Source organism: Micromonospora sp. NPDC051006 (assembly GCF_044456245.1).
Classification (GTDB): domain Bacteria; phylum Actinomycetota; class Actinomycetes; order Mycobacteriales; family Micromonosporaceae; genus Micromonospora.
In genome coordinates, this window is record NZ_JBITFP010000015.1 from 38,487 (window position 1) to 51,915 (window position 13,429).

Below are 13,429 nucleotides of genomic sequence, written 5' to 3' on the forward strand. Positions count from 1 at the left end.
GTGGGATGGGGTCAGTGACCGGCGTTCTGGCCGCCGTCGACGTGCAGGATCTCGCCGGTGACGAAGGGCGCGGACTCGAGGTAGAGGACGGCGTCGACGACGTCGCTGGTCTCGCCCATCCGGCCGACCGGGTGCAGCCCGGCGAGCGTCTCGTGGGTCTCGACCGGGTGCATCGGGGTCTTGATGACGCCCGGCGCGACCGCGTTGACCCGGACTCCGCGGGTGGCGTACTCGATGGCCAGGGACTTGGTCGCGGAGCTGAGGCCGCCCTTGGTCAACGACGCGAGCACGGACGGGACGTTGGAGTTGGGCTGGTCCACGAAGCTGGTCGTGATGGTGACGATGTGCCCCTCCCCGCTCGCCACGAGGTGCGGCAGGACGCGCCGGGTGAGGTGGAAGAACCCGGCGAGGTTGATCCCGGTGACCAGGGCGTACTCCTCGTCGGTGTAGTCGGTGAAGGGCTTGGCGACGAAGATGCCGGCGTTGTTGACGAGGGTGTCGATGCGGCCGAAGCGCTCAAGGGCCGCGTTGGTCACGCGCTCCGCCGTGTCGGCGTCCGCGATGTCGCCCCGGACGACGACGATCTCCGGGTCGTCGGCCTCGGTGATCGAGCGCGACGTCGCCACGACGCCGTAGCCGAGCTTGCGGTACGCCTGCACGAGGCCGGCGCCGATGCCCTGAGAGGCACCGGTGATCACTGCGACCTTCTGTTCCTGACTGGTGCTCATGACGACCCTTCCTGACTCGCCGCGGACCTTGCTGGCTGCGGCTTCCGAACCAGTAGACGACTGGTCGACAAAAAGCTAGCCGACCGGTCGTGTATCGTCAAAGGCATGGGACGGACGAGTGACGCGCGGAACAAGATCCTCAACGCGGCCGCGACGCTGCTGGAGCAGCGGGGATATTCGGCGCTGGGCGTGGCGGAGATCTGCGCGACGGCGGGCGTGCCGAAGGGCAGCTTCTACTACTTCTTCGAATCCAAGCAGGCGCTCGCGCTCGCCGTGATCGACGAGCACTGGGTGAGCCAGCGCCGACAGTGGGTCGAGCTGCTCAGCAGCGACCGCGACCCGCTGCGGCGCCTGCGGGACCTCTTCGAAGCCACCGAGGAGGTGCAGCGCACCGGGCAGCAGGAGGCCGGCCGGGTCGTCGGCTGCCTCTTCGGCAACCTCGCGCTGGAACTCAGCACCCAGGCCGAGGAGATCCGCAGCCGGCTCCAGGAGATCTTCGAGGCCCAGATCGACCTCATCGAGGCGGTGGTCGTCGAGGCGAAGGACCTGGGCCAGGCCGGCCCGTCCGTCGACACCCGCGAGGCCGCGCGGTCGATGGTCGCCCAGATCGAGGGGCGCGCGCTGCTCGCGAAACTGCTCAACGATCCGGCTCAGCTCGAGACGCTGTGGCGGAACAGCCTGGACCTGCTCCAGGTGCCGCCGGGGGTACGGGCCGCGGTGGACTGAGCAGCGCCGACGCCGTCACGCCCGAGAGGCTGGCTGCAACCATCACCGGGCCACCGCGCGTGTAACCCACGATGGAAAATCTCAACCCGCCCGGCGGGACGGTGCCGACGGTCCCGGCCTCGGCCGCCCCTCGGGCATCGCAACCTCGCGCCACCCGCCGCACCCTGCTCGGGGTGGCAGCGCTGCTGCCACTGGCCGGGTGCGCGGCCGGCGACCCGCCCGCCTCCTCTCCCCCCGCCGCTTCTCCGCCCTCCGATTCTCCGCCCTCCACCGCCCCGGCCGTCGATCGCCACGACCGCCTGGTGGAGTTGGAGCGGAGGTTCGACGCACGCCTGGGCGTGTACGCACTCGCGACCGGGACCGGCGCCACCATCGCCCACCGGGCGGATGAACGGTTCGCCTTCTGCTCGACGTTCAAGGCCCTCGCGGCGGCCGCCGTCCTCGATCGGAAGCCACTGTCGCAGCTGGAAACGGTCGTCAGGTACGGCAGGCGCGACCTCATGAAGAGTGCCGTGATCACCGAGAGGCACGTGGCCACGGGAATGTCTCTCCGCCAGCTCTGCGACGCCGCGGTCCGCTACAGCGACGGCACGGCCGGCAACCTGCTGCTGCGCGAGCTCGGCGGGCCGGCCCAGCTGACGGCGTACGTGCGCAGCCTCGGCGACACGGTCACCCGGATGGACCGGATCGAGCCGGACATCGTGTCGGCCATCCCGGGCGACCCCCGCGACACGACGTCACCCCGCGCCCTCGGTGCCGATTTCCAGCGGATCGTGCTGGGCGACGCCCTGCCGGCCGACCGGCGAGCCTTCCTGCGCGATCTGCTGGAACGCAACACCACCGGTGCCCGACGCATCCGGGCCGGCGTGCCGCGGGGATGGACCGTGGCCGACAAGACCGGGACCGGCGACTACGGCACGGCCAACGACATCGGCGTCGTGTGGCCCCCGAACTCCGCGCCACTCGTCCTCGCCATCATGTCCAGCAGAGCCGCCGGAGACGCCGAATACGATCAGGCCCTTCTTGCCGAGGCGGCCGCGTACGTGGTGGCCACCCTCACCTGAGCCGGTCACCACCCGCCAGGTGACACCTACAACCGCCGCGCCGGCCAGCCGGCGCGGCAGTCGGGGGAGATACACGATGCTGGACGCCGCGACGACCCAGGTGATCGAGCCGGTCCCGCCGCAGCGGCCGAGCCGGCGCCGCGGCCTACGGGTACTGGTCACCGGACTGCTGACCCTGCTGCTGGCCGGCGCCGGGGCTGTCGCGGTCGAGCCGCTACGGCACCCGTTGTCCGCGCCGACCGTCACCCGGACCCTGCCCGCGTCGACCGTCATCGCCGGGACGCCCCCGACGGTGCCGTGGCCGAAGACCGGGCAGGCCGCGCTCTCCGTGGAGGGAATGGGCTCGCTCGGCACGTCGGGCGGAAGCGACCCGGTGCCGATCGCGAGCGTGGCCAAGGTGATGACCGCGTACGTCATCCTGACCGAACACCCGCTGAAGCGCGGCGAGCAGGGGCCGCGGCTCACGGTCAGCGCGGCGCAGGCCGCCGCGTACCCCCGGGAGCGGGCGCGCGGCGAGTCCCTCGTGCCGGTCGTCGCGGGCGCGGTCTTCACCGAGCGCCAGGCGCTCCAGGCGGTGCTGCTCCCATCGGCGAACAACATGGCCCGGATCCTGGCCGCCTGGGACGCCGGCAGCGTCGACGCCTTCGTCGCCAAGATGAACGACACGGCCGCCGCGCTCGGCATGGCCGACACCCGGTACACCGACCCGGCCGGGCTCGATCCGCGCACCGTGAGCACCGCCGTCGACCAGATGATCCTCGCCCGCAAGGCGATGGAGCTGCCGGCGTTCGCGGAGATCGTGGCGCAGAAGAAGGCCACCCTGCCGGTCGCCGGCACCGTGCGGAACTACAACTCGTTGGTCGGCAAGGACGGCGTGGTGGGGATCAAGACCGGGTCCACCGACGAGGCCGGTGGGTGCCTGGTCTTCGCCGCCGTCGTCGAGGTGGGTGACCGGAGGATCGTCATCGTGGGCGCCGTCCTCGGGCAGCCCGGCGCCAACACTCCCGTGCAGTTGGACCGGGTGTTCCGGGTGACCCGTTCGCTGGTCCGCACCGCCACCGCCGCGATCGCGGTACACCCGGTGGTCCGGGCCGGTGATCAGGTCGCCACCGTGCGCGGGCCGCTCGGCGCCAGCACGAGCATCGACGCCGCGCAGGACCTGACCGTGCTGGGTTGGCCGGGCCTGCCGGTACGCCTCGACGTCGACATCCCGGCCGTACCCGCTCGGCTGACGGCCGGGGCCGAACACGGCCGGGTCAGCGCGGTCGCCGGCGATGCCGCCCCGGTCACCACGGCGCTACGCACGGGCATCCGGCTGGAGCCGCCGAGCACCTGGGAGCGGATCCGGGCGCACCGCTGACCCGTACCGCCGACCGGGCCTCGGTCATGCCGGTCCGCTCGCCGAGGGCGCTGGGCCGGGAGGGCGCGCCGGGAGTGCGGTCGCCGGCCGGATACCGTACCCGGGCGCGGGTCGCTCCGCGCCCGGTCGCGCGGGGTGGGAGGCTCGGATGCGCCTGCACGTGGGGTGTGCGATGTGGACGCACAAGGCCTGGCAGGGTCGGTTTCTGGAACACCCGCTGCCGGCCCACGAGCGGCTGCGCGCCTACGCCGGCTGGTGCACCGCGGTCGAGGGGAACACCACCTTCTACGCGACTCCCGCTCGGGAGACGGTGGCGTCGTGGGCGGCGCAGACCGGCCCCGACTTCCGGTTCGTGCTCAAGCTGCCGAAGGTCGTCACGCACGAACGCCGGCTCACCGGCGCCGACGAGGAGCTGCGGGTCTTCCTGGACGCGATCGAACCGCTGGGCCCGCGAGCGCACGCGCTCTGGATCCAGTTGCCGGGCTCGTTCGGCCCCGCCGACGTACCTGTGCTGGCCCGGTTCCTGCGCGGGCTGCCCACCGCCCACCGGTACGCCGTGGAGGTCCGCCACGCGGCATTCTTCGACGACCCCCGGGAGGCGCGGACCCTCGAGGAAACGCTCGGCGCGGTCGGGGCGGAGTGGATTCCGTTCGACACCACCGGGTTCTTCCGCACTCCGCCGACCAGTGACGCGGAACGAGACGCGTGGACGAAGAAGCCACGCACGCCGCTGCGTACTCGCGCGCTGACCGATCGTCCGATCGTCCGGTACCTCGGTCGGGACGACCCGGCACGCACGATCGAGGGCTGGCGACCCTGGCTCGACGTGGTGACCGGCTGGCTGCGCGAGGGGCGTTCACCGACGGTCTTCGTGCACACCCCGGACAACGCCGACGCGCCCGAGCTCGCCCGCAGGTTCCACGCCGAGGTCCGGGCGCGGCTGCCCGAGGTCGAGCCGCTGCCGGAGCCGACGCCGGTCGGGCCGTCGACGCTCTTCTGACCCGCTATTCGTTGTACGCCAACACGTCTGCTGATCAACATATTGCCTGCTAGGGTCGGGGCTGTGTCCGACGCCGACGACTGCGAGCTGCCCGCCGACCGTACGCGCGGTTCCAACTTCGGTTGGTCCCTCGGCATGGTCCTGCGCCGCTGGCACGACTACGTCGAGGAGGCGCTGAAGGACCTGCCGCACGGCAGCCGCGGCTACCACATCCTGGCCGTGGTCGTGCACGAGGACGTGCCGACGCAGGGGGCGCTGGCGTCCCGCCTGGTGATCGACCGCAGTGTCCTGACGTACGTGATCGACGATCTGGAGAACGCCGGCCTCATCGAGCGGCGGTTGGACCCGCGCGACCGGCGTGCCCGGCGCATCGTGGCGACCGACAACGGCCGGACGGTGCTCGCCGACGCCGAGCGGCGGGTCGCGCACGCCGAGGACCACGTGCTGGGCGGGCTGCCCGAGCCGGAGCGCGCGACCTTCCGCGAGTTCGCCGAGCGCGCCGCCGAGGCGATCCAGGCCGCCGCACCCGGGACGGACCCATGCGCGGCGGTGACGGACGTCCTCTCCCCGCCCGACCAACCCGGGCGCTGAGGCGGGGCGGCGGTGTGTCCGCCGGACGTGATCAAGCGACATCGTCGGTCTCCGCTCCGGTCTGCCGCGCACCTGCCGGCGGGATGGGGAAGTTGCGGTTGAAGATGTTCTCCGGGTCGTACGTGGCCTTGATGGCACGTAGCCGGCTGAGGGTCGGCTCGGGGAAGGCGTCGAGGAGCCGCTCCGGGCTGGTGTCGGACTCGAAGCTGAGATACATGCCGTCGAGGTGCTCGTACAGGTCGGCCCAGAGCTTGTCGAGCCGGGCCCGGCGGTCCGCGACGGTGGCGGCGAGCACCGAGAAGTTCTGGTCCCGGTGTGCGTAGGCGGTCGCGTCGCGGGCGACGTCGTTGACCGCACCGCCGACGGACCGGAACTGCATGATCATCACGTCGCCGGAGCGGATCATCGTCGCCATGGCGTCGGCCGCCTGCGGCGTGATGTGGTGCAGCAGGCCGCTGTGGCTGTCGGACAGTCCCTGGCCCCGGTGCTGGTTGCCGGGCGGCGCGACGATCGCCGGGTAGGGCGCGAGCTGGGCCTGCTGGTCGAGGATCGGTCCGATCTCCAGGAACGGGCTCAGGGCGGCCTGCGCGGCTTCGACGTCGTCGCCGGCGTAGACCAGGGTGACCTGGGCCATCGGCGGGTTGCCCCGGCGACCGGGGAACAGGGCGAGGAAGCTGGTCAGCTCCCGGGGCGCGTCCTCGACGAGCTGGCCCCAGCGACGGAGCAGTTCGGCGGTGTCGGTCGCGTCGGCGACGAGTTGGGCGTAGACGACGTCGCCGACCTCGTACGCCTCCAGTTCGAGGGCGGTGACGACGCCGAAGTTGCCGCCGGCGCCGCGGATCGCCCAGAACAGGTCGGGGTGTTGGTGTTCGTCCACCCGGAGCAGGCTGCCGTCGGCGGTGACGATCTCGGCGGCGACGATGTGGTCGATGGTCAGGCCGTACCTGCGGACCAGGTACCCGATGCCGGCGGTGGTGGCGAGGCCACCGACGCCCACGTCGCCGTAGTCCCCCGAACTCATCGCGAGGCCGTACGGGGCGAGCGCCTGGGCGACGTGTCCCCAGCGGGCGCCCGGCTCCAGCCGGATCCGGCGGGTTGCCCGGTCGAGCACCTCGACCTTGTTCATCGTGGACAGGTCGAGAACGATTCCGCCGTCGTTCGTCGAACGACCGCTGATGCCGTGCCCGCCGCTGCGCACGGAGAACGGGAGGTTCTGGGCTCGCGCGTAGGCCACGGCGTCGATCACCTCGGCGGCGGCGCGGGGGCGGAGGACCAGCGCCGGCGAGCCCTGCCAGCTGTACGAGTGGCGCACCCGCTCGTACTCCGGGTCGCCGGGCTCGACGGCGCGGGCGGCCAGTGACGCGGGCAGCGCGTCGTAGTCGACGCCGGGCTGACGCCGGGCCAGCGCGACGGCCGACCGGAGCGGGCCGGTGCTGCTCCCGCTCCCCCGGCGCTCCCTGGCCACGGCCTCGCGGAGAGCGGGCGCGATCTCCTGCCCGAAGGTCTGGATGAGGCGTGGGTCGTCGCGGCCGATCAGGAAGGCGCTGAACCCCTCGTCGAGCACCAGCGGGAGGAGCTGGTCGACCCACTGCTCGGCGGGGCCCTGCAGGAAGCCGCGGTCGCGCGACGACACGTCGACGGTGAAGATGTTGAGCAGCCGGCGGATCTGCCGCGGGTCGCGTCCGGCCGCGACCGCCGCCTCGTCGATGAGCCGGTTGGCGGTGACCCGGTCCGGCGACCGGAGGTACTCCAGGGTCGGCAGCCAGCCGTCGGCCGTCTGGCCGGTCAACGCCAGCATCCGGGGCTGATAGGCGCCGAGCCAGATGTCGATGTCGTGATCCGGCGCCGGCCCGCGCTGCATGCCCGGGATCGGGTAGTACTTTCCGTCGCGCTTCAGCGGCCCCGGGGTGGCGTCGTCCCAGACGCCGCGCAGGATGTCGATCGCTTCCCGCAGCGCCGCCACGCCCTGCCCCGCGGTCAGCCGACGGCCGCCCATGCCCTCGACCCCGTCGGGGAAGGCGCCGGCGCCGAGGCCGAGTTCGAACCGGCCGTGGGACAGTCGGTCGAGGCTCGCCGCGGCCCGGGCCAGGACGGCCGGCGGGCGAAGCGGCAGGTTCAGCACGTTCGCGGAGACGCGCAGCCGCTCGGTACGGGCGGCGACCCAGCTCAGCAGCGTCCAGGTGTCGAGGAACTCGGCGTTGTACGGATGGTCCTGGAAGGTGGCGAGGTCCAGCCCGGCCGCCTCGGTCAGCTCCGCCAGCGTCACGACCCGGTCCGGATCGTGTGCGCTCGGCGTGAGGAACGTCCCGAACAGGAGTTCGTGGCCGTAATCGGGCATTTCTACGCTCCCGCTTGTCATCGTTGATCGAACATGAATTCTGTCTGGCATATCTGTTGTCGAACAACGCATCTTGTGCCGGGGTGATTCCCGGGGTGCGGTGCGGCGCCGCCGCGCAGGCCCCTCAGCGCCCCGTTCGGCCGTCGGCGGGAGACCCAGTCCGTCGAAATCCATCTATCCTTTCTTCTCTCGACGGACACGCCCCTGGTGTCCGGGGCCACGATGATCCATTGCGATTTGTCAATTCGGACGCAGGAGCACACATGCGCGACAGCAGCAGCAAGTCCTGGCGATCCCGGGTGGTGAAGGCGCTGACGGCCGCCGGCGCCGTGGCGACGCTGGCGGCAGCGCCGCTCACGGCAGCGGCCCCCGCGAGCGCCGCGGTCAGCCGGGCCGAGCTCGCCCTCCGCTGGGCCCCCATCCACTACCAGGACGTCGACGCCACCGGAAGCCACGCCCTGGGCGGGCAGTCCGACTACATCGCGAAGGTCGACTTCGACGGCGACCTTAACGGCCGCAACAACTGGGACCGGACGGGCCAGGCCGGCACCTCGCTCGCCGCGCACGCGTACTACTCCGTCGTGGAGACCAGCACCCACTGGTACATCACGTACCTGTTCTTCCACCCTCGGGACTGGACGGACCACCCGTTCTTCGAGACCGAGCACGAGAACGACGGCGAGGGGGTGCTCTTCGCGATCGAGCGCGACGGCTCCACCTACGGTGTCCTGCGGGCGGCCGTCACCGTGGCGCACAGCGACTTCTACTCGTACACGCCGACCGGCAGCACCTGGACCAGCGGTCGCGAGAGCGTCGACGGCACCCTGCAGTTCCAGACGTCGCCGCACGACGCGTTCCCGCACCCGGTGACCGCCCAGGAGGCCCAGGGCCACGGCCTGAAGGCGTATCCCCAGTACTCGATCAACGGTGACGGCCTGATCTACTACCCGTCGACGGTCGCCGAGACGCCGAGCAACGGCAACGACCGCGACGTGCGATACCAACTGATCGACATCTTCGCCGCCGGCGGCCTCTGGGCGCAGCGAGCGAACTCGAGCCTCTTCGCCAGCCTCGGCACCTTCGCCGGGGACGCCTCCGGTGACTGCGGCTCGGACACCTGGAGCTGCTCGTCCAACTCGGCCAACGCGCCCTGGGGCTGGGACGACGGCAATGACCTGCCCGCCCGCGGGGAGCTGGCCAGCGACCCGGCGAAGCTGTCCGCCGAATACTTCACCGTCCCGGCCGGCCTGGCCCGGACCTACGCCCACAATCCGTACACCGCGGCGGCGGCGGCCCTCAAGGAGGCGGCGCGGACCGCACCGCCGACCATCGACTGACCGGTCCGCCTGAGTGTGGTCTCGCCCGGCCGGGCCTCCCCCGGCCGGGCTTCGCGTCTATTGTTCAAGCTCGGCGAGGCGAGGTCGGTACATCGTGGACCGGCCGACGCGCGCGTCGGTGGCGCGGCCGGCCGCATCCGGTCCCGCCACCACCACGGGGAGGACGAACGGTGGACACCACGACGGTTCTCGGCAGCGGCAGGTGAGCGAGAGCCCCGACACGGCCGGTCGGCCGAACCGGTGGTGGCGGCGGCTGGCGCGTACGGCCGCGCTGGGCCTGGCCGGGCTGCTGCTCGCCAGCGTCCCGTGGCTCTGGACGACGATCGCCGCGCGCGGCCACGTGTACGACGAGGCCGACGCGCCGGCCGCCGACGTCGTGATCGTCCTGGGCACCAGCGTGGCGACGGACCGACGTCAGCCCGGGGACCGGCTCACCGGCCGGCTGGAGACCGCCGCCGAGCTGGTGGGCAGCGGCCGCGCCCGGGTGGTCCTGGTCTCGGGAGACGGGGGCGGATCATCCGGTGACGAGCCGACCGTGATGACCTCCTACCTGACCGAGCGGCTCGGTGTCGATCCGCGCCGCGTCGTGGCCGACCCGTACGGCCTGGACACCTACGACACCTGCGCGCGAGCGCGCGACGTGTACGGAGTCGACCGCGCCCTGATCGTCACCCAGTCCTACCACGTGTCCCGGGCGGTGACGCTCTGCCGACACCTCGGCCTCGATGTCGACGGGGTGGTCGCCCGCTGCGCCGACTGCCGGTTCGCCCTGCTCGCCGAGAAGTCGGTCCGGGACTACTTCGCCAGCGGCAAGGCGGCGTGGGACGCGATCCGCCGCAGGCCGCCGGCGGTCAGTTCGCCCGCGGATCCGGCGGTTCAGGACGCGCTCAGCCGCTGACCGTCCGGCATGCGGGGAGCCCGATCGTCGGTCTCGACGATCAGCGTGCGGGCGATGCCGACCATCCACAGAAAAGTGAAGGCGATGACGGTGGGATTCTTGACCGCCACCACGACCGCGGTCACCGTCTCCCGACCCGCCTCGGGCACGACGGCAGCGATGACCGCGTTGGGAATGACGTCGAAGACGACGAACGCGACCGCCAGGACCACCCACTGGAGCCAGAACGCGACGCGCCGCGCGTCGATACCGGCCGTGAGACGCGCCCAGGCGCGGTGACGGTCGATTCCCGACGCCGCCAACTCGGTCAACAGCAGCCGGATGATCAGGAGCAGCAGGAGCAGCCGGACGAGCACGACCAGCGCCTCGGTCGTCACCGCTACCGGCGTGACCACGTCGTAGCGCACCACGAGGAACCGTTGCACGGTGGGCACCAGCGACAGCCCGAGGACGAGCAGCAGGTGACGGGCGTAGAAGACGGCCGCCCAGTGGAGCGCAGCTTTGCTCAGTGCGAGTGTCTGCCTCATACTTTACGAGAATGAACTATCCAGATAGATGAAGCAATGGGTGAGTCTGATGCGGGACTACGGCTGGGAGTTGAGCACCGCGGTGGTGCTGTTCCACGAGGCGATCGCGCGACGGCTCGGCCTCAACGCCGCCGAGCACAAGGCGCTCGGCCTGATCGTCCGGTCCGGCCCCATACCGACCGGCACGCTCGCCCCCGAACTCGGAGTGGGACCCACCGCCGTCACCGGCATCGTCGACCGGCTGGAGCGCGCGGGGTACGTCCGGCGCGAACCGGATCCGACCGACCGTCGCCGGGTGCTCCTCGTCGCCGACGAGTCCGCGGTGCCCGACCTGAGCGGCATCTTCGCGGACCTGGGCCGGGAGATGACCGCCTTCATGGCGGCGTACGACGAGCGCGAGATGGCGGCGATCGTCGACTACATCGAGAACACCATCCGGGTCCTGCGGGCGCAGACCGTCAAGCTCGCCGACCCGCCGGCTCCCTCCTGAACTCGTGCGCGCACGCGGTCCGACGTCAGGTGCCGGCGTCGGCCCAGCTCGCCGTCCAGCTGTCGGCCGCAGGGGCCGGGCGGGAGGCCACCAGGTGCCGACGCAGTGCGGCGAGTGTCGGGTGCGGGTTGTCCGCCCGGTGCACGAACGAGTGCGGGTAGACCGGCGTCGGGCCGCGCAGCGGGATGCGGCGCAGGTCGTGGGTGGCCGGCCAGCTGTACCGGTCACCGGCGCCCACCAGGGTCGCCAGCTCGGCGGAGCCGGCGATCTCGTCGATCTCGGTGCCGAAGTTCGGGCCGATGGCGTCGATCCGCAGGTCGAACGCCTCGGTGAGCTCGTCGTAGTAGGCGGCCCACTCGGTGCCCTGCTTGATGCCCGGGATCCAGATGCGGTGCCCGACCAGGTCGGCGGGGGTCAGCGAGCGGGCGGCGGCGAGCGGGTGGGCCGGGCCGACGAGCAGTTGCAGCGGGTCGTCCAGGACCCGTTCGACCAGGATGCCGTCGGGTAGTTCGCGGGCGGGCACGGGTACGGCCCGGAACGTCGCGTCGATCTCGCCGGCCCGGACCGCCTCGATCGCCGTCTCGACGTTGGCGTTGGAGAGCGTGGCGACGTCCAGCTCGGTGCCGGGGTGGGCCCGGTAGAAGCCCTGCAGGGTCACGGCCGGGGCGATGCGCCGGTTCAGGACGTCCACCCGCAGCGCGCGTTCGCCCGGCCGGACCGAGGCGGCCGCCCGTTCGGCGGCTCGGAGCAGTTCACGGGAGTGCGGGAGAAAGGCTTGCCCGTCGAGGGTGAGCCGGGCGCCGCGGGCGGTGCGGGCGAAGAGGGTGACGCCGAGGTTGCGTTCGAGGTTGGCCACACGCTTCGAGACGGCCTGCTGGGTGATGCGCAGGTCGACGGCGGCTTCCTGGAACTGGCCCGCGTCGGCGACGGCGACGAAGGTGCGCACGGCCTCGATGTCCACGCCCGGATGATACGGACGCACAACCGCTGGTTGTGGCTCGCCGGCGGGCCCGTTGTTGGATCACGGATCACCGGGCCTGGTCGAATCCTCGCCGTCAACGATCGGTGGTGGCGGAAGGGTCAGCATGGCGCGGGAGCGGTTGGGGCGGTCGTTCGGGTGGTTGTGGTCGGCGTACGCCGCCAGCACCGTGGGCACCTGGTTGGGGTTCGGGGCCTTCCCGCTGATCGCGATCCAGGTGCTGGACATCGGTCCGGCGGCGGTCTCCGCGCTGGCCGCGGCGGGGCTGGCGGTGGGTGCCGGGCTGGCGCTGCCGCTCGGCCCGTGGGTCGAGCGGCAGCCGAAGAAGCCGGTCATGATCACCACGGACGTCATTCGGTTCGCGGCCCTGCTGAGCATCCCGATCGCGTTCGGGCTCGGCCTGCTGAGCTACCCCCACCTGCTGATCGTCTCGGTGCTCAGCGCGGCGGCGAACATCGCGTTCAGCGCCGCGAGCGGCGCCTTCCTGAAGTCGATCGTGCGCCCCGACCTGCTGCTCGTCGCGAACGGCCGCTTCGAGTCGACCACCTGGACCGCGACCGCGGTGGGGCCGACCCTGGGTGGGGGCGCCATCAGTCTGCTGGGGCCGGTGGTCACCCTGATCGCCAACGCTTTCGGGTTCCTGCTGTCGGCGCTCTCGATCGGCATGATCCGGGAGCGCGAGCCACGCCCGACGCACCGGAGCGCCACCCGGGCACGCGGCGCGGATCTGCTTGCGGGGTGGCGGTTCATCGTCGCCGACCGCGAGCTGCGCCTGCTGTTCCTGAACACCGTGACCGTCAATGCGCTGATCATGGCGACCGAGCCGCTGCTGGCGGTGCTGCTGCTGGGCGATCTGGGCTGGGCGGCCTGGCAGTACGGGCTGGCGTTCGGGCTTCCGTGCGTCGGCGGGTTCATCGGCTCCCGACTCGCCCCGCGCCTGGCAGCCCGCTACGGGCGCCGCCGGGTCCTGGTGGTCTCGGGCGTGCTGCGCGCGCTGTGGCCGGTCGGCTTGTTCTTCGTGCTGCCGGGCACGGCGGGCGTGATCCTGGTGATCGCGGTCGAGCTGATGCTGATCACCTGCATCGGGGTGTTCAGCCCGCTCTTCGCGACCGAGCGACTCCAGCGGGTGCCGGCCGGACGGGTCGGCCGGGTGCTGGTCGCCTGGAACGTCACGGGTACCGGGGCGATCGCGGCGCTGACCGCGCTCTGGGGCGTGCTCGCCGCGGCCACCGACGTCCGCATCGCGATCGGCCTTGCCGGCGTACTGCTCCTGGCCACCCCGCTGCTGCTGCCGCGCGGCACCGGCGCGCCGTCGCCGGCCGGCGAGCCGGTCCCGCCGGCGGTGACCGCCGCTCGATGACCTTCGCCGAGCGCGCCCCCGGCTGCCCCGA

At 72.0% G+C, this 13,429-nt stretch carries 13 protein-coding genes; 9 read left to right on the forward strand and 4 right to left on the reverse strand.

Annotated features, from left to right (window positions below):
* Positions 1 to 11 precede the first annotated feature (11 nt).
* Complete coding sequence (locus tag ACIBBA_RS21835; protein WP_396699789.1) at positions 12 to 728, reverse strand: SDR family NAD(P)-dependent oxidoreductase; 717 nt, start codon at positions 726 to 728, stop codon at positions 12 to 14.
* 105 nt (positions 729 to 833) lie between these two features.
* Here ACIBBA_RS21835 and ACIBBA_RS21840 point away from each other — a divergent pair, with 105 nt between their 5' ends.
* From ACIBBA_RS21840 to ACIBBA_RS21860, 5 genes are all read left to right on the forward strand, one after another.
* Entirely contained in the window at positions 834 to 1,454 is a 621-nt protein-coding gene (locus tag ACIBBA_RS21840) for a TetR family transcriptional regulator C-terminal domain-containing protein (RefSeq protein ID WP_396699791.1), read from the forward strand.
* 101 nt (positions 1,455 to 1,555) lie between these two features.
* Positions 1,556 to 2,518, forward strand: a complete 963-nt coding sequence (gene bla / locus ACIBBA_RS21845) for a class A beta-lactamase (protein ID WP_396699908.1) — start codon at positions 1,556 to 1,558, stop codon at positions 2,516 to 2,518.
* Between the two features lie 76 nt (positions 2,519 to 2,594).
* Positions 2,595 to 3,878, forward strand: a complete 1,284-nt coding sequence (locus ACIBBA_RS21850) for a D-alanyl-D-alanine carboxypeptidase family protein (protein WP_396699793.1) — start codon at positions 2,595 to 2,597, stop codon at positions 3,876 to 3,878.
* 172 nt (positions 3,879 to 4,050) lie between these two features.
* A complete protein-coding gene (locus tag ACIBBA_RS21855; RefSeq protein WP_396699909.1) occupies positions 4,051 to 4,878 on the forward strand; it encodes a DUF72 domain-containing protein in 828 nt (275 codons plus the stop codon).
* Between the two features lie 63 nt (positions 4,879 to 4,941).
* On the forward strand, positions 4,942 to 5,469 hold the full coding sequence (locus tag ACIBBA_RS21860) for a MarR family winged helix-turn-helix transcriptional regulator (protein WP_396699795.1): 528 nt from the start codon (positions 4,942 to 4,944) through the stop codon (positions 5,467 to 5,469).
* A 31-nt stretch (positions 5,470 to 5,500) separates the two neighbouring features.
* Here the strand turns inward: ACIBBA_RS21860 and ACIBBA_RS21865 are convergent, their stop codons facing one another.
* Positions 5,501 to 7,807, reverse strand: a complete 2,307-nt coding sequence (locus tag ACIBBA_RS21865; protein WP_396699798.1) for an LLM class flavin-dependent oxidoreductase — start codon at positions 7,805 to 7,807, stop codon at positions 5,501 to 5,503.
* A 263-nt stretch (positions 7,808 to 8,070) separates the two neighbouring features.
* Between ACIBBA_RS21865 and ACIBBA_RS21870 the strand changes: the two genes are divergently transcribed.
* Positions 8,071 to 9,144, forward strand: coding sequence for a hypothetical protein (locus ACIBBA_RS21870; protein WP_396699800.1), 1,074 nt, complete (start codon positions 8,071 to 8,073; stop codon positions 9,142 to 9,144).
* Between the two features lie 202 nt (positions 9,145 to 9,346).
* Positions 9,347 to 10,042: a vancomycin high temperature exclusion protein gene (locus tag ACIBBA_RS21875; RefSeq protein WP_396699802.1), complete on the forward strand. Its 696-nt coding sequence runs from the start codon at positions 9,347 to 9,349 to the stop codon at positions 10,040 to 10,042.
* Here the strand turns inward: ACIBBA_RS21875 and ACIBBA_RS21880 are convergent.
* Entirely contained in the window at positions 10,021 to 10,569 is a 549-nt protein-coding gene (locus ACIBBA_RS21880; RefSeq protein WP_396699804.1) for a hypothetical protein, read from the reverse strand. The genes ACIBBA_RS21875 and ACIBBA_RS21880 overlap by 22 nt on opposite strands.
* 28 nt (positions 10,570 to 10,597) lie before the next feature.
* Here ACIBBA_RS21880 and ACIBBA_RS21885 point away from each other — a divergent pair, with 28 nt between their 5' ends.
* Positions 10,598 to 11,059, forward strand: a complete 462-nt coding sequence (locus tag ACIBBA_RS21885) for a MarR family transcriptional regulator (protein ID WP_396699806.1) — start codon at positions 10,598 to 10,600, stop codon at positions 11,057 to 11,059.
* Positions 11,060 to 11,084: 25 nt separating this feature from the next.
* Here the strand turns inward: ACIBBA_RS21885 and ACIBBA_RS21890 are convergent, their stop codons facing one another.
* Complete coding sequence (locus ACIBBA_RS21890; protein ID WP_396699808.1) at positions 11,085 to 12,020, reverse strand: LysR family transcriptional regulator; 936 nt, start codon at positions 12,018 to 12,020, stop codon at positions 11,085 to 11,087.
* A gap of 124 nt (positions 12,021 to 12,144) precedes the next feature.
* On the opposite strand from ACIBBA_RS21890, the gene ACIBBA_RS21895 reads away from it, so the two are divergent.
* A complete protein-coding gene (locus tag ACIBBA_RS21895; RefSeq protein ID WP_396699810.1) occupies positions 12,145 to 13,398 on the forward strand; it encodes an MFS transporter in 1,254 nt (417 codons plus the stop codon).
* Positions 13,399 to 13,429 lie beyond the last annotated feature (31 nt).